This window comes from Micropruina sp. (assembly GCF_047606665.1).
Lineage (GTDB): Bacteria > Actinomycetota > Actinomycetes > Propionibacteriales > Propionibacteriaceae > Micropruina.
In genome coordinates this window covers 67,821-87,843 of the sequence record NZ_JASGEF010000013.1, presented here as the reverse complement: position 1 = coordinate 87,843, position 20,023 = coordinate 67,821, and the positions used below count along the sequence as shown (strand labels likewise).

The window sequence follows — 20,023 nt, the reverse complement described above, 5'->3', positions numbered from 1 at the left end:
GTCAGTGCGATCGACTCTCCGACCGGCCCACAGGACAGCGCCTACCCGCCGATGTCGGTGGTGCTGCGGCTGACCGACGAGATCGACATCTCCCGCGGCGACATGCTGGTGCGGCCCAACAACCCGGTCGAGCCGACCCAGGATCTCGACCTGCGGATCTGCTGGATGGACGAGACCACCACTTTGACACCCGGCCGCACCCTGGCGCTCAAGCACACCACCACCTGGGCACGGGTCAAGATCCGCGAGGTGGTGTACCGGATCGACATCAACACCCTGCACCGGGACGACTCGGTCACCTCGCTGGGCCTCAACGACATCGGCCGGGTGCGAATGCGCTGCACCAAGCCGCTGTTCATAGAGAAGTACCAATCGAACCGGATGACCGGCTCGGTGATTCTGGTCGACGAATCCACTAACCGCACGGTGGGCGCTGGTTTCCTGAGTTGATGCGAATGCCCCTAAGTTTGACGGCGGTAGGTGGGCAGGAGCGTGTTCCGCGTCATCGAGTGGCGTAGACTGACGGCGGCGTCCGATGCACCCCCCGACGCCTCTCACTCCCAGCTACGACAAGGGGACTTACTTTCATGCCAACTTTACAGCGACCTGCAGTCAGGACCAACTATGCCCAGCTTCAGGCCGCTCAGAAGAGTTCGAAGGGCGCACCCATCTATTCGCTGCTCGTGAACCGGCCACTTGGTCGGCTGTTCGCGGCCATCGCCCACCGTTTGGGCATGACACCCGATCAGGTGACTGTCGTCAGCGCATTGTTTACCTTCACAGGCATCGTGCTGATCGCTCTCGTGCCGCCCAGTCCAGGGCTGGCCGCCGGAGTTACTGCCGCCCTTGTCCTCGGCTACGCATTGGACGCCGCCGACGGCCAGCTGGCCAGGTTGCGCGGAGGCGGCAGCCTGACCGGCGAATGGCTGGACCATCTGATCGACTCTTTCAAGATCGCCACCTTGCACTTGGCGGTGCTGATTTCGGTGTATCGATTCTTCGATGTCGCACCGATCTGGCTGCTGGTTCCTGTCATCTTCGCTGCCGTCTACGTGATCCACTTCTTCGGGATGCTGCTGACCGACCTGCTGACCCGCAATGCTCGGCTGCGACAAGGTGACACGACCGCGGCTCCGACTGCCGGCTCGCCGCTGATGTCGCTGCTGAAATTGCCCACCGACTACGGACTGCTGGCGCTGTCGTTCCTGCTCCTGGCTGCCCCGGCGGCGTTCCAGTGGTTCTACCTGTTCCTCACGGTGGCCAACGCCGGCTACACCTTCCTCGTGCTGGGCGCCTGGTATCGGCGCCTGCGCGCACTGGACGCCGAACTGGCGGCTAGCGGCTCAGACCCATCGCGTCGATCAGCCCGCGCCCGTACTGCCTGACGTGGGGTGCGGATCAGGTAGATCAGCACATCGCCGTCGGTCAGCCGGAGGGCTTGTTCAGCACCATGGAGGCGCCGTTCCCCTCCTGTGGGGTGAGTCCACTGGCGTACGTGGGAGCGCCTCTCATGTTTCCTCTGCTTCGGGGGTGAGTCTGCGCGACCCGTTCACCACCGCGTGAGCAGGTCGGGGGGTTACTCTGCCGACACTGCCGCCAGCAGCTTCAACGGCACCACCGACTTTTCGGTGTCCGTATGTGTCCAGCCCTCGATCTTCTTGGTGATCCAGTCGATCGCCTCGCCAGGCGCGGCATTCGGCAGCGGCGCACCGAAGGTCGTGTGGGCCGTGAGCGCACCGTACAGCCGGTCCACTCCGGGCGGCGCGTAACAGGCGTCCTCCCAGTCGATCACCCGGACGGCACCGCCCAGTAGCGTCCGCAGATTCCACGGTGCCAGGTCGCCGTGCGCCACGCGCCAATGGGCGGGAGTCCCGTCGGGACGAGGCAACACGCCCGTCAGCACCTCGCCGATCTCGTCCGCGACCCGCTCTCGGACGGCCGGATCGCGAACCGCACCCAACGGATAGTTGGGCAGCGACTCGTTCACCAGCCAGGCGCCGCCGTCCGCGAGCCGGCCGGACGCCAACGGCCGGGCCACCGCGAAACTCGTGGGTCGGGCAGCGTGCACGGCCGACACGATGCCGAACTCGCGCTCGACCCTGGCCTCGTCGGGGTGGAAGCGGGCGAAGCCGACCCCGCGCCCGTGGCGAAGCAGCAGGGCCGCGAGTCCCGACCGGCCCACCTGCGGACGCCGGTAGAGCACCAGATCGTCGACCGGGCCCACCGCAGATCGCCACTGATCCAGCAGTTCCTGCCACTTGGCCCCGGGAAGCGGCTCGGTCCAGGTGCCTCGACGGCCAGGAATGATCCGTGAGCCGGCCACGCGAACCGCCAGATACAGGGCGCGTTGGGCCGCGACCGCGATCGGCCGACAGGGCGAATGCATGGCGATTCCGGCCGCCGCTGTCCGGCGGTTCCCGGACGGAATCCAGATATGGCCGGTGGCCGGAAACGTGACCCACGGCCGATGATCGGCCTCCCCCCTGACCCTCACTGCCATGGCAGCCTGCGACCGATCATCCGCTCGAGCGCGGCGTTGTCCTCGGTGAAGCCCTGCTGCAACCGACGGCGCAGCTCCGGATCCATCGATCCGCCCGGTGCCGCGTTCAGATGCCCGCCGATCTCCAGATCGGGGGCGTCCAGGCCCAGGAACCTGGCCACCGTCGCGACAGCGGCAGGCTGGTCGGCGTAGTAGTCCTCGCTGGCCAACACCAGGATGTTCTCCATGCCGTACAGGTCCGCCCAGCGGCGCAACCCGTGCACGTACCGGCTCTGAGCAACATACGACTGCTGTTCGTGCGGGTAGCTGATGTAGTGCGGCGCCTCGGCGATGATCCGCTGCTCCTCGCCGGCGAGGCGCTGCTCCTCGACTTCGAGCGCTTGGGCGAAGTCCAGCGGTTCGGCGTTGCTGCGCCGACGCTCCTTCCAGTGCGAATGTGTGCGTTCGACCGGGTCGCGGAGCAGTGCGACGATCTTCGCGTTCGGCATCGCCGCGTAGGCGCGGGCGGCCGCCAACGGATGGAACAGGTAGTACGGCGACGCCTCGCCGACGACGACCGGTTTGCCCAGTCGCCGCTCGGCGCGCGCCCGCGAGGCCGCGGTCGGCATATACGACCGGTACCAGCGCATGCCCTTGCCGTAGAACGAATCGAAGAAGTGCACGCCCTTGGTCTCGTTCGCCTTCGGCAGGAAGCGGGAGGTCGGGAACATGGGGACGATCTGGGGCACCCGCAACAGGTCGTAGTAGAGCGACGTGGTGCCGCCCCGCTTCGTCCCGATCAGCAGGAAGTCCGGCAGCGGCCGCAGATCTGCGGTGGCCGAACCGAGCACCCGGAACGCACCGCTGCCCGTCCTCATCACCAGCCGCCTGGCTGCGGACATCGAATTCTTCAGACCTGCGGGAGGTGTCATCACAGCTCCTCTTCCTCAGTTGTCGGACGTTCACCGGGTGACGCGTGGACTACACCCTGGACCGCCGGCATCAGTCCGCGGAGCCACGATCGGCTTCTCATCTTCGCGCACCTTTGCCGCGGCGACGCAGGAACGCCGCCGCCCCCACGCCGGCAGCCACGACCAGTGCCGCCGTGCCGTAAACAAGCAATCCGGGTGTCTCGTACGTCTGTGCCTGCACAGGCTGTGGGCTGGGCTTTACCGATCCGGACGGCCTCGGCGTTGCCGGCGTGATACTGGGGACAACCCCCAACGTTGTCGGGACGGGGATCCGCAATACCTCGGACTGCTTGCCTTCGGTGCCGGTCAACAGCCCGCGACCGCTGAGCGGCGCGGTGACCGACTCGCTCTGCTTCAACGGCGGGGTTCCCGCGGCGGCGGTGACGCCGTACGACGCGGGATCGATCTGGAACACCGCCACATAGTTGCGCAGGATCATCCGGCCGTCGGCCAGCACCGTGCCGTCGGTGATGTACTGCGGGGCCTCGCCGACTCGGGTGAGCGGATTCGGCTCCGAACCCGACAATGTCGTCGGCGCCCGGAAGATCGCACCGTGTTCGGCATCCTTGGTGACGAACACGAATCGTCCGGCGGAATCCACCAGCATCGCCTCGGTGTCGTGCGGGCCGTCCGGATAGGAGAATTGCAGTGCACGGAAGGCCTGCACGGAATCGTCCGGACGGGGGCGGTTGAATTCGTACACCGTGATGACGGTGCGTTTCTGGCGGTTGCCGCCGGTGTCGCCGACGTAGAGCCGGCCCTTGCTGTAGGCGATGGATTCCACGTCGGCCGGCTCGGCGTCGTAGCGCAGTGTTCCCACGGTCTTGCCGCTCTGGTTCAGCGCATATACCACGCCTGGGTCGCCGATGTCGTTGATGGTCCAATACACCCGGTTGACCGGATCGCTCACCAAGCCGGACGACTGGGCGATCCGGTCGTCGGTGATCGTGAATTCGACGTGACTCTCCTGGTCGGCGAGCGCGGTCGGTTGGGCCAAGGTCGCCGAGCCGCAGCACAACGCCACCCCGACCACGGGTGCCGTCAACCACCGCAATGTCACGCCCGCCTGCTCTCAGCCTATGCGAGACCCATCGCCGCGATGAGCCCTCGTCCGTACTGAGCGCCGGAGAATTTCTCTGCGACCGTGTCGGCGTCCCGGATCGCCGCTTCCCGGTAGGCACGCCACTCGTCGACGATCGTCTCTACGGCGTCGGCGAAAGCGGTGGCGTCACCGGCCGGCACCCGAAGGGCACTGGTCGCGGCCTGGCTGGCCTCCCTGAGCCCCGGAATGTCGCTCACCACCAGCGGACGCGCCGCCAGGGATGCCTCCACCGCGGTGTTGCCAAACGACTCGTCCCCGACCGACGAGATCAGCGCGATGTCGTGGTCGGCCAGGGCCGGCCAGACCGATGACCGGAACCCGAGGAAGTCCACCTCACCGACGACGCCCAAGCGGGCCACCTGCTCACGCAAGCCCTCTTCGTAGGCCTCGTTGCCGGGGAATACCGCGCCGACCAGCGCGAGCCGCACGCGGCGTCCGCGTCGTTTGAGCAGGTCGACGGCGTCGATCAGCACGTGCGGGCCCTTCCGGTGCGACAACCGGCCCAGGTACAGCAGGCGTGCCTCGTCGGTCAGCTGCTCGCGCGGGGGCACAACCTCGCTAGGCCCTTGCACCGCGTTGTAGACGATCGACGCCCGGTTCGCCAACCAGGGCGCAGACTCGGCGAGGACGTCCCGGCAGAACTGGCTGTTGACCACGATCCGGTGGCAGAACAGCAGCGGCAGATACAAAGCGCGCCGCACCATCGGCTGCGTCCCGCGCTCGGCCTCGTGGACATGACAGACCACGTTGCGTCCGGCCAGCCGGGCCAGCGGGAACCATAGGGGCGGCGTAATGGTGTTCACCATCACCGTCCCCGCGTTGGTGTGCTTCAGCAGCTGCCAGGATGGCGACCACGCAGCCAGCGTTTCGCGCACCAACTGCACCAGTCCGCGCGGCGACAGCAGGCTCTTGCGGATGATCGGGGTCGGCTGCACCAGGACGGTGGCGCCGGCGCCGGTCAGCAACTCGACCAGCGGGCCCGATCCGGGCACCGTCACGAAGACCGTGAAACCGCCGTCCACCAGCGCCCTCACGCTCTCGACCGCCATCCGGTCGGAGCCGTACAGGTCGGCTCCCGGGTTGGCGACCAGGACGGTGCGCGGATCGCCCGCCATCACTTCTGCCAGTACTTGTCGACCAGTTGCTTGGTGCTGGCGATGTTGCGCCGCGAGGACGCGCCGAAGACGATCGCCTCGATGTTCGGCTGCTCGCACACCCACTGGATCGCCTCGTCGGCGGGGATCGCACCAGAGGCATACACCGACATGGCCACCGGCCGGAAGTCATGCGACTCCAAGGCCTTGCGGTAGGCGTCCATGCCCCCGGACATCCGGAAGCCGATCTTGTTGATGTTGGCGCAGATCAGCGGGGACGTCACACCCTGGGCGTCCAGTACACCGGCGAGCATCGGCAGGTTCATGGTGATGAATCCGGGCTCGGCGTTGTACTTGCTGCGGACATGGTCGGCGAAGATCGAGAATGCCTCGTTGAAGCCGAGTCCGAGCAGCAGATCGGTGACCACGTTCTGCAACCAGATCACCGGCGTCGGCAGGCCTTCGAACATCTTCATTTCGGCATCTATCAGCAAAGTGACGATGCCCTCGATGTCTTTGCCGACGAGCGACGACGTTCCGCGCATCGCCGCGTCCACCAGCCCGGAGTTCGGCAGGAAGCGCTTCAGCGCCCCCATCATGCCGTCGGTGGTCACCGCATTGGCGTACTTGTGCGCGTACGGCATGCCCGGGAAGAAGGTGAAGTCCGGGTATTGCTCACGGTTCTCGCCGAAGTAATTCGCCACCTCGCCGATCCGGTCATGGGTGGTGCACATGAAGGTCGTCACGCCTTCGGCGTAGGCGTCCTTCAGCACATCGACAATGGCGTCGGTGCGCTGAAAGCGCATCTGCTGTTGCCGCGCCTTCTCTTCCGACATGTGATTGACTCCGAAGAACTGGTTGTCCCCGAATAGCAGCTTGTCCATCTCAGTCCTCACTTCCCGCCGGACACGAGAGCCCGAACCCGCTTGATGCCCGACCGGGCCGCATCCAGCACCCGTGCCGGCAGCGACTTGGCGACCGGCTCAGGCGCGATCACCGCGTCGCTCAGCCGGACCGACGGGCCCCGCTTCGAATCATCGATCATTCGCTCGATCAGCTTGTCGGTGACCACTGCCGAGGCGAACGTGTTCTCGCCGTCGACCGCGCCAGTGCGCACCCGCTCGACGAAATGCGCCAACTGCGCGGTGTACTCTTCACCGCGCAGGTAGAAGTCGACCGATTCGGTCAGCTCGGTGGTGTAGCGGACGTTCCAGCCGGCCTGGTAGCCGTCGGGGATCGTGGTGTCCTCGCGCAGGTAGACCTGGATCTCCTGACGGTCGGCGAAGATCCGGCCGCCGGTTCCCCACAGGGTGATTCGGGTGGTCATCTTGCGGACCGACTCGTCCGACCAGTTCACCGACACCGAGACGGTGCGGCCCTGGTCGTAGTAGAGAGTGGACGACACCTCGTCGTCGATCTCGGCCGAGAAGATGCTGTTCAGGACGGTGCCTCCGACGCCGACCGGCTCACCCAGATACCAGTTGATCAGGTTGAGCGGATGGGCCGCGTAGTCGTAGAGACAGCCACCGCCCTCGGTGCTCTTGCTGCGCCACGTGCCGCCCTGGGGCTTGAGCACCACAGGCCCGTATGCCTCGGCCAGACCATGGGTGACCGAGCCGATCGCGCCGGCGTCCAATAGCCGCTTCACTTCGCCGAATGCCCCGACGAACCGGTTGTGGTAGCCGACCTGAGTGACCAGGTTCTTCGATGCGGCGAGCTCGACAAGTTCCTCACCCTCGGTGCCGCTCAGCGTGAACGGCTTCTCGCAGAACACCGCGACGCCAGCCTCCAGCAGTTGCTTGACCATCGGGTAGTGCAGCCGCGAAGGCGTCGCCACGATGGCGGCGTCCGGCTTTCCGGCCGCCAGCAATTTGTCGATCGAGGTATAGGTCGCCAACCCCGTATATTTCTTCAGAACTCCGAGCAGGTAGGTGGTGGCGTCGACGATGCCGACCACCTCCACGCCGGGCAGCGCCCGCACCATGGACAGGTGCGAGATGCCCATTTTGCCCAGGCCGATTACGGCCACTTTCACCATCGTTTTCAATGCCTTCCGGTTTCAGTCTTGGTCACTTTTGCAGGGAGATAGCGGTCCAGCAGAAGCCGGTACTGCTCACCGATCTGCTGCCAGCTCAGGCCGGCGTGATATCGCTTCCTGGCATCCGCGCTCATCTTCGCCAATCGCTCGGGCGATCCCAGGATCGCATCCAGCGCGGAGGCGACATCGGCCGCGGTGGTGAAGTAGGCCTGGCCGGTGCCGGCCGTCCACCGGTTGTACATGTTGTCGTGTGCCAGCACCGGGTTGCCCGCGCCCAGCGCCTCGACCAGGGACGGGTTCGTCCCGCCGACCGTATGACCGTGCAGATACATCGCGCTGTGGAATCGCAACGGCTGCACGACCTCGGGATCGAAGATGGCGCCCAGGAACACCACGTCGTCGGAGGCGGCCTCAACCACCTGGCGATGGTAGTCGTCGGTCGCCGGGTCGTACTTGCCCAGCAGCACCAATTTGAAGTCGCGCGGCCGACTGGAGAAGCCCTGCACCAGCTCGAGGATCGAGTTCTCCGGGATCGGTCGGCAGATCAGCGTCAGGTACCGACCGGGCTCAAGTCCGAGCGCGCGCACCGGAGCCTCGTCGGCCTCCAAGACCTCGTCGGCCCCGTACGCGATCATGGTCACCTTGCGCTTGGGCGCCCGGCTCCACAGGTACTTCTCGATCTCCGGGTGGTCGGCGATCAGGTGGTTCCCGACCGCCGCCGAAAAGCGCTCGTTGATGTACAGGATCATCTGCCGGAAGAAGCCCCAGCGGGCCCGCGACCACTCGATCCCGTCCATGTTGATGACCATCGGGATCCGTTTGAACCGCTGCCAGGTGTTGAAGATTCCGGTGTTGTAGCCGAACACCAAGCACAGGTCGGCGAACTGACTCGAGTGCATGATGCACTTCAGGTCGAACAGCGACGTACCGCGCCATCCGGGCAGGTTCACCGGGACATTGACCCGCTCCAGCCCGCGCCATTCGTCGTAGGTAATCTCACCCGAGCCGGCGACCTGACAGTAGACGATGACCCGCCATCCCGCTTCCAGCAGGTGCAGGCCAACCTTTTCTGCGGCAGTCTCGAAGCCTCCATAATTGGCTGGAACTCCGTGCGTACCGAGGATTCGGACGACAGGCCTGCCGTCCGCCTGATGGGTGGGCCGATCTGTATCGACCCCGATTCGGGCGCGTGCTGACAAGCCTAAAACTCCTTCGTGGGCGGGTGGGCCGGACGCGAAGCGGTCTCCGGCAGAGGGGTGCAACCGACCGTGCGACAGTATACCGGATGTACCGATCACTAGACCTTCGACTCAGCGAGTGGCGAGGATCTGGCGCAGCGCCGTGGACGACGTGTGCGCCGTGTACGGGAAGTAGTGCACGCTGGCACCTACCGCCGCCATCTCGGATTCGAGCCGGTCGCCCTTTGCCGTGCCGCGCCAATCGTCGCCCTTGAACAGCACGTCGAACTGGATGCGCTCCCAAACGTCCAGCTTGCTGCTGGAGAAGTCGACCACCACCGCGTCCACGATGTCCATGGCGGCCACTACCTCCATTCGTTCCGCCAGCGGCACGATGGGGTACTTGCCCTTGGCCTGATACAGGGCCTCATCGGTGACCACGCCGACCACGAGGCGCGCGCAATTCTCCCGAGCGCGCTTGAGGATGTTCAGGTGACCGATGTGGAACATGTCCCAGGCGCCCGGCACATAGCCAGTGGGCCCGTCCGCGAGAGGAAGCCTCAGCGACTGCCCGAAGTCCACCGCCGTCCGGTCGGCCACCCGCGGCCGCAGCCAGTGGTCCACCTCGGCCTGACCGATGCCGACATCGGTGCGGGCGTAGACGACGTCGCGGCTGCTCCGCTTCAAGGGATCGTGCGGATCGTAGATCATGGCGTCGGACACATCGCGAATCGATCCGACAATCTCCAGTCGCTCCACCGCCGGCACCACCGGCGGCCGGCCGGTCAGTCCAGCCACGGCCTCATCGGAGAGCACTCGGGCCTCGACCCGGTCTACACTCTCGGCTGCTTGTTGAACAACGTCTACGTCTCCCACATCAACCATGTCGAAGACGGACAGTACATAGCCCGTTCTCACGTGAATTCCCCCCGGAACATCGACCAGCCCCCCGCTGATCGCACAATCGCATTGTCGCACGAGTGGCACTCGATGTTCAAATGCCGAAGCCGCCGAATCTCGCAGATTACGAAACAGACCCGCGAGCGTCCCGCGCGCGACCCGCCGGCGCTGCTCAGTTGCCAGGTCGGCGAAGGTGTGGGAAGCTGGCGTCAGCGGGTGCTGGGGGGTGCCCGCCGTGAACTCGGGGGGAGTTCACAGTGTTACATCTCGGGGGGGATTCTTAATATGACTACTCTGGACGTACGCGTTCAGGCTGCTCGTCGGCGCCTCAACAGCCGCATCACGACCGCTCGCGGCAGTGCAGCGCTCCGGCAGACCGGCGTCACGCTGATCGACGCGGTGCTCATCGCCGTCTCGGCCTTCGCCGCCTATACCGGGCGGTACGGCTTCGGCGCCCACAGCAAGGTGCTCGGGCCCGAGGGACTGATGTGGGCCTACTACGCAATCCCGGGCGCCTGGATGGCGACTCTCGCGCTGTGCGGCGCCTACGCGCTACACCACCTGCAGACCGGCATGGTCGAGTACCAGCGAGTCGCGTTGGGCTCCGGACTGTTCGCCGGCGCGGTCGGCATCGGCTGCTACCTGACCATGTCCGATCTGTCTCGCGCGTTCTTCGTCCTGCTGTTCGCGATCGGCATCCCCGCATTGCTGGTCGGCCGACTGGTTCGCCGCCGCGCCCTCATGCAACTGCGTCGGCGGGGCATGTTCCAGACCTCGGTCCTGGTCGCCGGCTCGCCCTCGCACATTGATGAGGTCGCCCGCGTCCTGCGCCGCGAGAAGTGGCTGGGCTACCAGGTCGTCGGCGCCGTCACGTCCGCAGACATCGAGGAGACGCCGGCCGGCCTGCCGATCCTTGGCAAGGTATCCGACATCGTCGATCTGGTCAGCGAGTCTGCCATCGACACCGTGATCTTCGCCGATGGTTCGTTCCCGGACAGCCAGCACTTCAAGCGGATGGCTTGGGAGCTGGAAGACCTGGACACCCAGATGATCGTTGCGCCGGCCCTGACCGACATCAGCTCTGAGCGGCTCAGTTCGCGGCCGGTCGCCGGTCTGCCGCTGGTGTACGTCGAGCGGCCGCAGGCGGTCGCAGCGTCCCGTTGGGGCAAGCGCACCTTCGACATCATCGGATCCAGTCTCCTGCTGCTGCTCGCCGCGCCCATCATCGCGGTGGTCGCGATCGCGGTGAAACTCGAAGACCGTGGCCCGGTGCTGTTCCGGCAGACCCGTGTCGGGCATCGCGGAGAGGAGTTCCAGTGCCTCAAGATCCGCTCCATGGTGGTGGACGCGGAGGCGCGCAAGGCCGAGCTGGAGGCGATGAACGAGGGCGCCGGCGTTCTGTTCAAGATGGCCAAGGACCCGCGGATCACCAAGATCGGTGGCTTCATCCGACGCTTCTCTCTCGACGAGTTGCCGCAGCTCTGGAACGTCTTCCGTGGCGACATGAGCCTGGTCGGCCCCCGTCCGGCACTGCCCAGCGAGGTCGCTCGTTACGACCGCGACACCGTCCGCCGTCTCGATGTGCGCCCCGGACTCACCGGCCTGTGGCAGGTCTCCGGCCGCTCCAACCTTTCGTGGGATGAAACCGTCCGACTGGACGTCTATTACGTCGACAACTGGTCGATCATGCAGGACCTGACGATCCTGATGCGCACCGCGCGTGCCGTCCTGGGATCGAGCGGGGCCTACTGAGCGACCGCTCTACACCCCACGCAGAACGAGCCCATCCCCCCGGGCTCCCTGAGCAGTGCGGGGCCGATCTGGCCCCGCACTGCTCCTTTTTGTATCGCCCTGGCACAGCTGAACCGACAGCATCGCCCCCGTTCATCCCTCTCGGGAGAGCTTCCGTCGAACGGCGCTAGTCTCTCGTCCATGAGCCACACCGAGATCACCGCTCCCCTGCCCGGCATCGAGGACGCCGCCGGCCGCTGCCGGATCTTCGACCACGGCGCTCACGTGGCCCGCTGGCAGCCCGAAGGCTCCTCACACCCGGTGCTGTGGCTCAGTTCGGCGAGCGCCTACACCGCGGGGAAGGCGATCCGCGGTGGGATCCCGATCTGTTTCCCGTGGTTCGGTCCTGGGCTGACCGGTGACAAGAAGCCGGCTCACGGCTTCGTCCGGGCGATCGCCTGGCGCCGGTCCGAAGTGGTCGAGGACGGTGACACGCTGCGGGTGAGCTACACCATCGATCCCGAGATCACCGGCAGGCAGCCGGAATTTCCACACCCGTACCAGGCCCGGCTGACCGCCGAGTTCGCGGCCGCCCATCTGGCGGTCACCCTGTGGGCGCGCAACACCGGTGACCAGCCGTTCACCATCGAGGAGGCGTTACACACCTATCTGGCGGTGAGCGACGTCCGGGAGATCGCCGTCGACGGGCTCGACGGTGCCGTCTACCTCGACAAGAACCTTCCAGAGCCCGCCTTCGACCAGGTGCAGAGCGGCTCGCTGCGGTTGACCGGGCCGACGGACCGGGTTCATCTGCACGGCGGAGCGGTGACCGTCAGCGATCCCGGTTACGCCCGCCGCATCCGGCTGAGCACCGAGGGGTCCGCCGATGTGGTGGTCTGGAACCCGTGGGAAGAAGCAGCGGCCGGTCTGGCCGACATGCCACCCGGCGAGTGGAGCGGGATGGTGTGCGTCGAGGCCGCGAATGTGTTTGCCGACGCCGTCACCCTGCTGCCTGGCGAGGACTGGACGATGACCCAGCGGATCGACGTGCTGGGGCTCGACGACTGAGCAACCAAGCGGCGTGAGGCCAGGTCACCGAGGAAGACCGATCCCGAAGGTGCGGGTGTAGAAGGCTAGTTCGGCGTCCAGTGCCGCGCGAATCGTCTCGGCGCGGCGAAAACCGTGACCTTCTCCCTCGAAGACGATCAGTTCGGCGTCCAATCCCTTCGCGGCGACCGCGGCCGCCATCGTCTCGGCCTGATTCGGCGGCACCACGGCATCCTCGGCGCCCTGCAATATCAGCATCGGACAGTTCAGCGCGTCTACATGGCTGATCGGCGAGCGTTCCGCGTAGACCTCGGAAGCCTCCGGCCACGGACCGACCAGGCCGTCGAGGTAGCGCGACTCGAATTTGTGCGTGTCGGACGCCAACGCGGCCAGGTCGCCGATGCCGTACCGGCTGCAGCCGGCCGCGAAGACGTCCGACGTGGTCAGCGCCCGCAGCGTCGTGTAGCCGCCGGCGCTGCCGCCTCGGATGGCGAGCCGGGTGCCATCGACCCGTCCGGCCGCCGCCATCGCCTGTGCACCTGCGACGCAATCGGCGACGTCGAGGACGCCCCATTGGCCGCGCAGCCGATCGCGGTAGGCGCGTCCGTATCCGCTGCTGCCGCTGTAGTTGACGTCCAGCACGGCGAACCCGCGGGTGGTCCAGAACTGCACGGCCATACTGAACCCGGCGGTCGAGAAGGCGGTCGGCCCACCGTGGCTGATCACGATCAGCGGGGGCAGATCCGGCGCGCCGCCGATAGAGCCCGGCAAGGTCGGGGTATTCCCAACCTTGGTCAGGGCGGGGTTCGTGGGTGGGTAGAACCAGCCGTGCACCTCGCCGGCCGGCCCCGGCCAGGTCACCGGCTCGGCGACGCTCACCCAGTCGCGGTCGAGGGTGGACGGGGCACCCGCATCGACCGTCCGGAAGCCTCCGGCCTCGATCGTCAACTCGACGATGGCGTCCGGGGTGTCGGCGAACTGAACCAACGCCACCATCCGGTCGCCGGAGGCGTCCAGGCTGTCGCAATCCACGACGTCCGGCGCCAACGCGCGGTAGCCGTCGTCGATCAGCAGCATCGGTGTGCTGCGTCCGTCGATCCGGGGCCGGACCAGCACCGATCCGTCGCCGGTCACGGCGAAGGGACACCGTCCGAACACCCAGAACGGCTCGACCAGGTCGGCGTCCCCACGGGTCAGCTGCCGGACGCCCGCCGCGGCGTCCCAGCCGTACAGCTCCCAGAACCCAGAACGGTCCGCACAGAACAGCAGTTCGTCATCGCGCCACACCGGGTGCACTGCCGACTCGCCCGGCCCACCCGCCACAGTCCGGACGTCGTCCATCGCCGCCCCGGACGCCGACGCGGTGAGCCGTCCGACCAGGATCAGGCAGGCGTCCCAGGGCATGTCGGGGTGTCGCCACTCCATCCAGGCCAGCCGTCCATCGCGGCTCAACTCGGGACAGGCGTAGAAGTCCGCACCGGACGCGATCACCGCCCCGCCGTCCTCGTTGGCGCCGTCCAAACGCAACACGACAAGGGTGTTCACCGGTTCTCCCGGCTCCGAATGGTCTTCCCGGACGGCCAGCACGACGCCGAGCGCGGGATGGACGCGCAGGTCGGCATACCGTTGCCGCGCCGCCGCCGGTGTGAGCGGATGCGGGCCGTCGGCGTCCAGGCGCAGCAGCTGCCCGGACGGGTCCGAACTGATCACCACCACGCCGTCACGAGCGTCCCAGGCACCGCCGCCGTACTCGTGCACCCGCGTCCGCACGCTCAGTCCGGGCGCCACCTCGCTCACCACGCCGTCGCGTTCGCGCAGCAACGCCACCCGTCCGGCCTCGGCCGGACGACCCTGCGTCCAGTACAGATCGGCGCCGTCGTAGCGCGGCTCGCCGAGCCGGACGCCGGCACTTGCCAGATCGGCGGCCGAGATCGGGGACGGCCAGGAACCATGGGGCACGGTGGTCATTCCCCCACCGTAGAGGCCGCACTCCATGTCGCGCCTGCCCCGAGATCCCGGATCACGTCCAGGATGACGAACGACGTCGGTCACCCCACGGAGGTCGCACACCCATCACCCTGGCCTCGATGTCCCGGATCACGTCCGGGACGACGACGTCGGTCATGGCCCGGCACGAATGGGCCCCTGGTCATCCCGGTAACGCCGGGATCTCGCGTCGCTCCGGCGGTGCGAACCGACTGCAGCACCACTGAATCACCTAGTCAAAACATCTTATGATCAGCTACTGAGACACCGTCATTCGAGCACTGGACCTCTTCGCAAAGCGGCCGCCGAGCGGGCGGCTAACTACTATCGTCCGTAGTAGAGAACTGTCTGGAGAGGTCCGATGTCCCGCGTCCTGAACAAGAAGCTGCGCAAGAAGCTCACCACGGCTGCCGAGGCAGCCACGCTGATCAAGCCCGGGACCAACGTCGGCATGAGCGGCTTCACCGGTGCCGGCTACCCCAAGCAGGTGCCGGAGGCGCTGGCGTCCCAGATCGAGGCCGCCCACGAGCGCGGCGAAGAGTTCCAGATCCGTCTGCTCACCGGCGCCTCCACGGCGCCCGAGCTGGACGGCGTGCTCGCCGAGGTGGACGGCATCAGCTTCCGGACGCCGTACCAGTCCGACCCGATCATGCGCCGCAAGATCAACGAGGGCATCTCGGAGTACGCCGACATCCACCTGTCGCATCTGGCGCCGATGATCTGGGCAGGCAGCATGGGGCCGCTGCATACCGCTGTGGTCGAGGTGACCGCGGTCAAGGAGGACGGCCTGCTGGTGCCGTCGTCGTCGGTCGGCAACAACAAGACGTTCCTCGACCGGGCCGACCAGATCATTCTCGAGGTCAACTCGTGGCAGTCAACCGACCTGGAGGGCATGCACGACATCTATTACGGCACCCGGCTGCCACCGGACCGCCAGCCGGTGATGCTCACCCACACCGGCGACCGGATCGGGCAGCGCAACTACCGGGTCGACCTCGACAAGGTGGTCGCGGTAATCGAGACCGACGCCGCCGACCGCAATACGCCGTTCAAGCCGGCCGATGCCGATTCGAGACAGATGGCCGGCTATTTTCTGGAGTTCCTCACCCACGAGGTGAAGAAGAAGCGATTGCCCCGCGATCTGCTGCCGCTGCAGTCCGGCGTCGGCAATGTCGCGAACGCGGTGCTGGCCGGTCTGCTGGAGGGGCCGTTCGACTATCTGACCTCGTACACCGAGGTGATCCAGGACGGCATGGTCGACCTGATCGACTCCGGCAAGATGAGCGTCGCCTCAGCCACCGCCTTCTCGCTGTCTCATGAGTACGCCGAACGGATGAACGCCGAGGCCCGGCGCTATCGGGACAAGATCGTGCTGCGTCCGCAGGAGATCTCGAATCATCCCGAGATGATCCGCCGGCTCGGCATCATCGCCTGCAACGGCATGATCGAGGCCGATATCTACGGCAATGTGAACTCGACCCACATCATGGGTTCGCGGATGCAGAACGGCATCGGCGGGTCGGCCGATTTCACCCGCAACGCCTTCATCTCGGCATTCGTCACCCCGTCGACCGCCAAGGGCGGGGCGATCTCCTGCATCGTGCCGATGGTCAGCCACCACGACCACACCGAGCACGACGTCCAAGTGCTGATCACCGAACAGGGTCTGGCCGATCTGCGAGGCAAATCGCCCAAGCAGCGGGCGCGGCTGATCATCGACAAGTGCGCGCACCCGTCCTATCGTCCGATGCTGCAGGAGTACTTCGAGCACGCGCAGAAGGTCTGCAACGGCCTGCACACGCCGCACGACCTGCGGCTGGCACTGAGTTGGCACCAGCGGTTCTTGGAGACCGGGACGATGCGGCCGGCCTGACCGGACGGCGGCCTCAGACAGGGCCCTCCCTAACTACTTCTGCCCTCCCGCATGTGGCAGGGCAGAAGTAGTTAGGGAGGGGGTTGGCGGGATGGTGGTCGGGTCAGAGACCGAGCAGGGTGCGGAGTTCGGCGACGCTGTGCACCACCGCGGTCGGCCCGACCGCCCTCAGGTCGGCTTCCGTTCCCGCTCCCCAGGTGACGCCGATGCTGCGCATCCCGGCGGCCTGCGCCGCCTGGAGATCGACCACCGCGTCACCGACGTAGACGGCGTCGCCGGCGTCCGCTCCCACCTGCCGCAGGGCATGCAGCAGCGGCTCCGGAGCGGGCTTGTGAGTGGTGGTGTCGTCCTCGGTGGCCAACAGCGGGATCCGTCCGGCCAGGCCGACGCATTCCAGGCTGACCTCCGCCGAGGACCGCCGCTTGGACGTGACCACACCGAACGTCCGACCGGCGTCCCGGAGCCGCTCTACCAGCCCGGTCACACCGTCGAACGGACGGACATAGGCATGGTGATTGGCCAGATTCCACTCCAGGTAGCGGGCGATCAGGTCGTCCGCCCGATCGGGCGCCAACCCGCCGAACGTATCGGCGAGCGAGCGCCCGATCCACTCCTTGCACTGCTCGGGGCTCGGCTCCCAGCCAAGGGCGTCCGACACGGTCCGCCGGAAGGTCTCGACGATCAGCGGGACGGTGTCGGCAAGCGTGCCATCGAGGTCGAACAGAACGACGCGGGGCGGGGCGGAATTCACCGGTTCAGCGTAGTCCCCCACGCTGCGAGGCCCCCACAGCACCCATCGACCGAAGCAGCAGCGAACACGTCAAACCCTCCCGATATCAACGTCCGGACAGTTAGGGTGGGTCTGCAAATCCGGTCGACCGGCGTCGATGCACCACCAGGTGCGCGGCCAAGGCCAGCCTGAGTCGGATATCGACGTCCAGCACGGCGAGGGCTCCGGATGGCCGCGGACACCCCCCACAGGCCGCGCGCCGGCAGAGAGGAAGCGCATGACGGACACCCCCGCAAAGCCGCGTGGACGCCGCCCCGGCGGCACCGACACCCGCGGCACCATCTGCGAGGCAGCACTCCTGCTGTTCTCGACGATGGGGTATGACAAGGTCTCATTGCGGGCGATCGCCCGCGCCGCGGACGTCGACCCGGCACTGATCCACCACTACTTCTCCGGCAAGTCCGACCTGTTCGCCCAGACCGTGCTCGACCTTCCCCTGGACGCCGACCGCCTGGTCGCGGACGCGCTCGCCGGGCCCCGCGACCGGATCGGGCCAGCCGCCGTAGCCGCCTTCCTCGCCGCCTACGACGCCCCCGGCGGCGGACGCGAACGGTTCACCGCGATGCTGCGATCGGCGGTGGCGGAGGACATCGTGCAGCGACCGCTCAGCGAGTTCATGTCCAAGGAGGTGTTCGGCGCGATCGCCGAGCGGCTGGGCCACAGCGACTTCAAATTGCGTGGACAACTGGCGGTCAGCCTGGTGCTCGGAATGGCGCTCAGCCGGTACATCCTGCGGCTGCCGGCCCTGGAGTCCGTCTCCGATCAGGTGCTGATCGAAGGCATGGGGCGGGCCATGCAGGAACTTCTGGTCGAAGACTGGTGAAGGGCCGATTCGGCCCCTCGGTAGGCTGGTCGGCAGACTCAGGAGGACGATGAGCTGGCCAGCACCCACCGGTGAACCCGTAGGCCCCGACGGGGCCGCACCACGTCGCGCGATGTCCGTTCCGGACGCGCCGCCGTCCGGCCCTGGCAATCCCGACCAGACCCAGCCGTACCCGGCCCTGGGATCCCCCGCCGCCCCGGACGCCGCATGGCCCGCGCCGGACGCCGGCCTCGTTTCGGCGTCCGATCCCGGAGGATCGATGGTGCCGGTTCCGGGAGCCCAGCCGTTGCCGCCGACGCCAGGACAGGTACCGGCGCTGGTGCCGCAGCCGTCCGCCGTCCCACTCGCCCGGCTGAGCCAGCGGACCGGTCAGCCTGTCCGGCCCTGGACGGTTTGGACGTCGGCCGTCCTGCTGTTCGGCGGTGCCGTCCCCGTCGTCGCCGGTCTGCTGCTGGCGATGTGGCAGATGGCGTCTCCTTGGGTGGAGGTCGGTCCCGACGACTGGAACAAGATCGACAAATTCAACGCGGCGACCTGGCTCACCGCCGAGTTCCCGTCCGAGCCGGCCAGCGGCATGCGGGTGCTGTTCGCGATTCTGTGCTGCCTGATCGCCGTCCTGGTCGCCGGTGTCGCGTCGACCGTCGGCTACTACGCGTTCTCCGGCTACCGCTGGACCCGCATCGGCGCCCTGGTCGCGGTGGCGGTCTCGTCACTCTCACTGCTGCTCACCCCGATCGCGGCGATCTCGATCGGGGTGATCGCGCTCGGTGCCGTGCCGCTGTGGCTGCCGGCCAGCACCCGCTTCTTCGCCCGTTGGCAGCTGCTTCGCCACCCGCAGATCGTCTATTCAGAGCCGATCGACCAGGTCTTCTACGGCCCGCTGCCGCGCTACCGCGGAATCTGAGTCCCTTGGCCGCGACGGATCGCTGACGAGGCGACGGATCCCTGAGGAGGAGAACCGATGAACGAGACGTCCGGCCGCGGCGGTCAGCGCGGGTCGGGCTCCCCCACCTACCTGGCGGGCCTGTTGCTGCACGGACGCCGCGTCGTGGTCGTCGGCGGGGGCGCTGTCGCGACGCGTCGCGTCCCGAAGCTGCTGGCCGCGGGTGCCCGCGTCGAGCTGATCTCGCCCGAGGCGGATCCGGCGCTGCGCTCCCTCGCCGAGTCCGGCGCCGTGGTCTGGACGGCGCGACGGTTCACGGCGTCCGATCTGGACGGCGCCTGGTACGTCCTGGCCGCCACCGACTCAGCCGAGGTGAACGCCGCAGTGACCGCGGAGGCCGAGCAGCGGCACACCTTCTGCGTGCGGGCCGACCGGGCCGACTCCGGTTCGGCCTGGACGCCGGCCACCGGCGAGGCGTCCGGAGTGACGGTAGCGGTGATCACCAGTCACGACCCGCTGCGCGCGCGCCGGATCCGCGACCGGCTCGTCGACGTGGTCGTCGAGGAAGGGCTGTAGGGCCCCGAGATCCCGGCGTCCGCCGGCATGACGAAGACGGGCCGGGACGACGAAACCCACCCCGTCGTCCCGGACTTGCTCCGGGATCCAACCAACGCCCGGTCCGGAGATCCCGGCGTTCGCCGGGATGACGAACACCCACCGCCCACGTCATCCCGGACCTGATCCGGGATCTCCCCACCCGACCAGATCCCGGCGTTCGCCGGGATGACGAGGTACGCCCGCTGGGATGACGAGGTACGCCCGCTGGGGTGACGAGGTACGCCGCCGCATGCTGGACGCCGCCCACGCGCGCTTGTGCCGTCCGGTCGGCCCGTGGTTCGATCGGGCCGTCGCAGTGTTCGGGAACCCGGTGTGAATCCGGGGCTGTCCTCGCAACTGTGAGTGGAGAGCCGACCTCCCATCGATGCCACTGGAGTGATCCGGGAAGGCGGGAGGCGGCGGTCGATCCACGAGCCAGGAGACCGGCTGCGGCGCTTTGTCCGCAACGCCCCACGATGGATGGGGCCTCGAAAGGAAACGGCTATGCCCGCACACGATTCGTCGACCCCT

General features: G+C 67.2%; 19 protein-coding genes and 1 riboswitch. Of the genes, 9 read left to right on the top strand and 10 right to left on the bottom strand.

Annotation, left to right across the window (positions count from 1 at the left end):
- Positions 1-450, top strand: a 450-nt coding sequence (locus QM619_RS03850) for an elongation factor 1-alpha C-terminal domain-related protein (RefSeq protein WP_415104497.1), incomplete at its 5' end; no start/stop codon positions are given.
- A gap of 284 nt (positions 451-734) precedes the next feature.
- Positions 735-1,385, top strand: coding sequence for a CDP-alcohol phosphatidyltransferase family protein (locus tag QM619_RS03845; RefSeq protein ID WP_415104495.1), 651 nt, complete (start codon positions 735-737; stop codon positions 1,383-1,385).
- Between the two features lie 191 nt (positions 1,386-1,576).
- Here QM619_RS03845 and QM619_RS03840 read toward each other — a convergent pair whose 3' ends face one another.
- The 8 genes from QM619_RS03840 to QM619_RS03805 form a co-directional block, all read right to left on the bottom strand.
- Positions 1,577-2,386: a phosphotransferase gene (locus QM619_RS03840; RefSeq protein WP_415104493.1), complete on the bottom strand. Its 810-nt coding sequence runs from the start codon at positions 2,384-2,386 to the stop codon at positions 1,577-1,579.
- 104 nt (positions 2,387-2,490) lie between these two features.
- Entirely contained in the window at positions 2,491-3,411 is a 921-nt protein-coding gene (locus QM619_RS03835) for a sulfotransferase domain-containing protein (RefSeq protein ID WP_415104491.1), read from the bottom strand.
- A gap of 97 nt (positions 3,412-3,508) precedes the next feature.
- Positions 3,509-4,510 carry a hypothetical protein gene (locus QM619_RS03830; RefSeq protein ID WP_415104489.1) on the bottom strand — a complete coding sequence of 334 codons (1,002 nt, stop codon included), beginning with the start codon at positions 4,508-4,510 and terminating at the stop codon, positions 3,509-3,511.
- A gap of 17 nt (positions 4,511-4,527) precedes the next feature.
- Positions 4,528-5,667: a glycosyltransferase gene (locus QM619_RS03825; RefSeq protein ID WP_415104487.1), complete on the bottom strand. Its 1,140-nt coding sequence runs from the start codon at positions 5,665-5,667 to the stop codon at positions 4,528-4,530.
- A complete protein-coding gene (locus tag QM619_RS03820) occupies positions 5,667-6,530 on the bottom strand; it encodes a hypothetical protein (protein WP_415104485.1) in 864 nt (287 codons plus the stop codon). Before QM619_RS03820 ends, QM619_RS03825 begins: the two co-directional genes overlap by 1 nt.
- An 8-nt stretch (positions 6,531-6,538) precedes the next feature.
- Complete coding sequence (locus tag QM619_RS03815) at positions 6,539-7,675, bottom strand: Gfo/Idh/MocA family protein (RefSeq protein ID WP_415104483.1); 1,137 nt, start codon at positions 7,673-7,675, stop codon at positions 6,539-6,541.
- Between the two features lie 14 nt (positions 7,676-7,689).
- Positions 7,690-8,883 carry a DUF1972 domain-containing protein gene (locus QM619_RS03810; RefSeq protein ID WP_415104481.1) on the bottom strand — a complete coding sequence of 398 codons (1,194 nt, stop codon included), beginning with the start codon at positions 8,881-8,883 and terminating at the stop codon, positions 7,690-7,692.
- Between the two features lie 111 nt (positions 8,884-8,994).
- Positions 8,995-9,549, bottom strand: a complete 555-nt coding sequence (locus QM619_RS03805) for an adenylyltransferase/cytidyltransferase family protein (protein WP_415104479.1) — start codon at positions 9,547-9,549, stop codon at positions 8,995-8,997.
- Between QM619_RS03805 and QM619_RS03800 the strand changes: the two genes are divergently transcribed.
- A complete protein-coding gene (locus tag QM619_RS03800; protein WP_415104477.1) occupies positions 9,478-11,514 on the top strand; it encodes a sugar transferase in 2,037 nt (678 codons plus the stop codon). The genes QM619_RS03805 and QM619_RS03800 overlap by 72 nt on opposite strands.
- 180 nt (positions 11,515-11,694) lie before the next feature.
- Complete coding sequence (locus QM619_RS03795; RefSeq protein WP_415104475.1) at positions 11,695-12,561, top strand: D-hexose-6-phosphate mutarotase; 867 nt, start codon at positions 11,695-11,697, stop codon at positions 12,559-12,561.
- Between the two features lie 24 nt (positions 12,562-12,585).
- Here the strand turns inward: QM619_RS03795 and QM619_RS03790 are convergent, their stop codons facing one another.
- Positions 12,586-14,508, bottom strand: coding sequence for an alpha/beta hydrolase family protein (locus QM619_RS03790; protein WP_415104473.1), 1,923 nt, complete (start codon positions 14,506-14,508; stop codon positions 12,586-12,588).
- 379 nt (positions 14,509-14,887) lie between these two features.
- Between QM619_RS03790 and QM619_RS03785 the strand changes: the two genes are divergently transcribed.
- The gene (locus tag QM619_RS03785; protein WP_415104471.1) at positions 14,888-16,399 is read left to right on the top strand and encodes an acetyl-CoA hydrolase/transferase family protein; all 1,512 of its coding nucleotides are present in this window, start codon (positions 14,888-14,890) and stop codon (positions 16,397-16,399) included.
- A gap of 103 nt (positions 16,400-16,502) precedes the next feature.
- Here QM619_RS03785 and QM619_RS03780 read toward each other — a convergent pair whose 3' ends face one another.
- Positions 16,503-17,150 (bottom strand): HAD family hydrolase, encoded by a 648-nt coding sequence (locus QM619_RS03780; protein WP_415104469.1) that lies wholly within the window; start codon positions 17,148-17,150, stop codon positions 16,503-16,505.
- Positions 17,151-17,406: 256 nt separating this feature from the next.
- Between QM619_RS03780 and QM619_RS03775 the strand changes: the two genes are divergently transcribed.
- The 4 genes from QM619_RS03775 to QM619_RS03760 all read left to right on the top strand — a co-directional run bounded on the left by QM619_RS03775 (position 17,407) and on the right by QM619_RS03760 (position 19,829).
- A complete protein-coding gene (locus QM619_RS03775; protein ID WP_415104467.1) occupies positions 17,407-18,012 on the top strand; it encodes a TetR family transcriptional regulator in 606 nt (201 codons plus the stop codon).
- Positions 18,013-18,061: 49 nt separating this feature from the next.
- Positions 18,062-18,916: a hypothetical protein gene (locus tag QM619_RS03770; RefSeq protein ID WP_415104465.1), complete on the top strand. Its 855-nt coding sequence runs from the start codon at positions 18,062-18,064 to the stop codon at positions 18,914-18,916.
- 57 nt (positions 18,917-18,973) lie between these two features.
- Complete coding sequence (locus tag QM619_RS03765; protein ID WP_415104463.1) at positions 18,974-19,471, top strand: precorrin-2 dehydrogenase/sirohydrochlorin ferrochelatase family protein; 498 nt, start codon at positions 18,974-18,976, stop codon at positions 19,469-19,471.
- A gap of 229 nt (positions 19,472-19,700) precedes the next feature.
- A complete protein-coding gene (locus tag QM619_RS03760) occupies positions 19,701-19,829 on the top strand; it encodes a hypothetical protein (protein WP_415104461.1) in 129 nt (42 codons plus the stop codon).
- Positions 19,790-19,959: riboswitch (cobalamin riboswitch) on the top strand. (Overlaps the previous gene by 40 nt.)
- The last annotated feature ends 64 nt before the right edge of the window (positions 19,960-20,023 follow it).

Excerpts from the sequence above, each read along its gene's own strand:
- QM619_RS03845 (WP_415104495.1), top strand. The coding sequence starts at position 735 with ATGACACCCGATCAGGTGACTGTCGTCAGCGCATTGTTTACCTTCACA.
- QM619_RS03840 (WP_415104493.1), bottom strand. The coding sequence starts at position 2,386 with ATGCATTCGCCCTGTCGGCCGATCGCGGTCGCGGCCCAACGCGCCCTG.
- QM619_RS03835 (WP_415104491.1), bottom strand. The coding sequence starts at position 3,411 with ATGACACCTCCCGCAGGTCTGAAGAATTCGATGTCCGCAGCCAGGCGG.
- QM619_RS03825 (WP_415104487.1), bottom strand. The coding sequence starts at position 5,667 with ATGGCGGGCGATCCGCGCACCGTCCTGGTCGCCAACCCGGGAGCCGAC.
- QM619_RS03820 (WP_415104485.1), bottom strand. The coding sequence starts at position 6,530 with ATGGACAAGCTGCTATTCGGGGACAACCAGTTCTTCGGAGTCAATCAC.
- QM619_RS03795 (WP_415104475.1), top strand. The coding sequence starts at position 11,695 with ATGAGCCACACCGAGATCACCGCTCCCCTGCCCGGCATCGAGGACGCC.
- QM619_RS03790 (WP_415104473.1), bottom strand. The coding sequence starts at position 14,508 with ATGACCACCGTGCCCCATGGTTCCTGGCCGTCCCCGATCTCGGCCGCC.
- QM619_RS03785 (WP_415104471.1), top strand. The coding sequence starts at position 14,888 with ATGTCCCGCGTCCTGAACAAGAAGCTGCGCAAGAAGCTCACCACGGCT.
- QM619_RS03775 (WP_415104467.1), top strand. The coding sequence starts at position 17,407 with ATGACGGACACCCCCGCAAAGCCGCGTGGACGCCGCCCCGGCGGCACC.
- QM619_RS03770 (WP_415104465.1), top strand. The coding sequence starts at position 18,062 with ATGAGCTGGCCAGCACCCACCGGTGAACCCGTAGGCCCCGACGGGGCC.
- QM619_RS03765 (WP_415104463.1), top strand. The coding sequence starts at position 18,974 with ATGAACGAGACGTCCGGCCGCGGCGGTCAGCGCGGGTCGGGCTCCCCC.
- QM619_RS03760 (WP_415104461.1), top strand. The coding sequence starts at position 19,701 with ATGACGAGGTACGCCCGCTGGGGTGACGAGGTACGCCGCCGCATGCTG.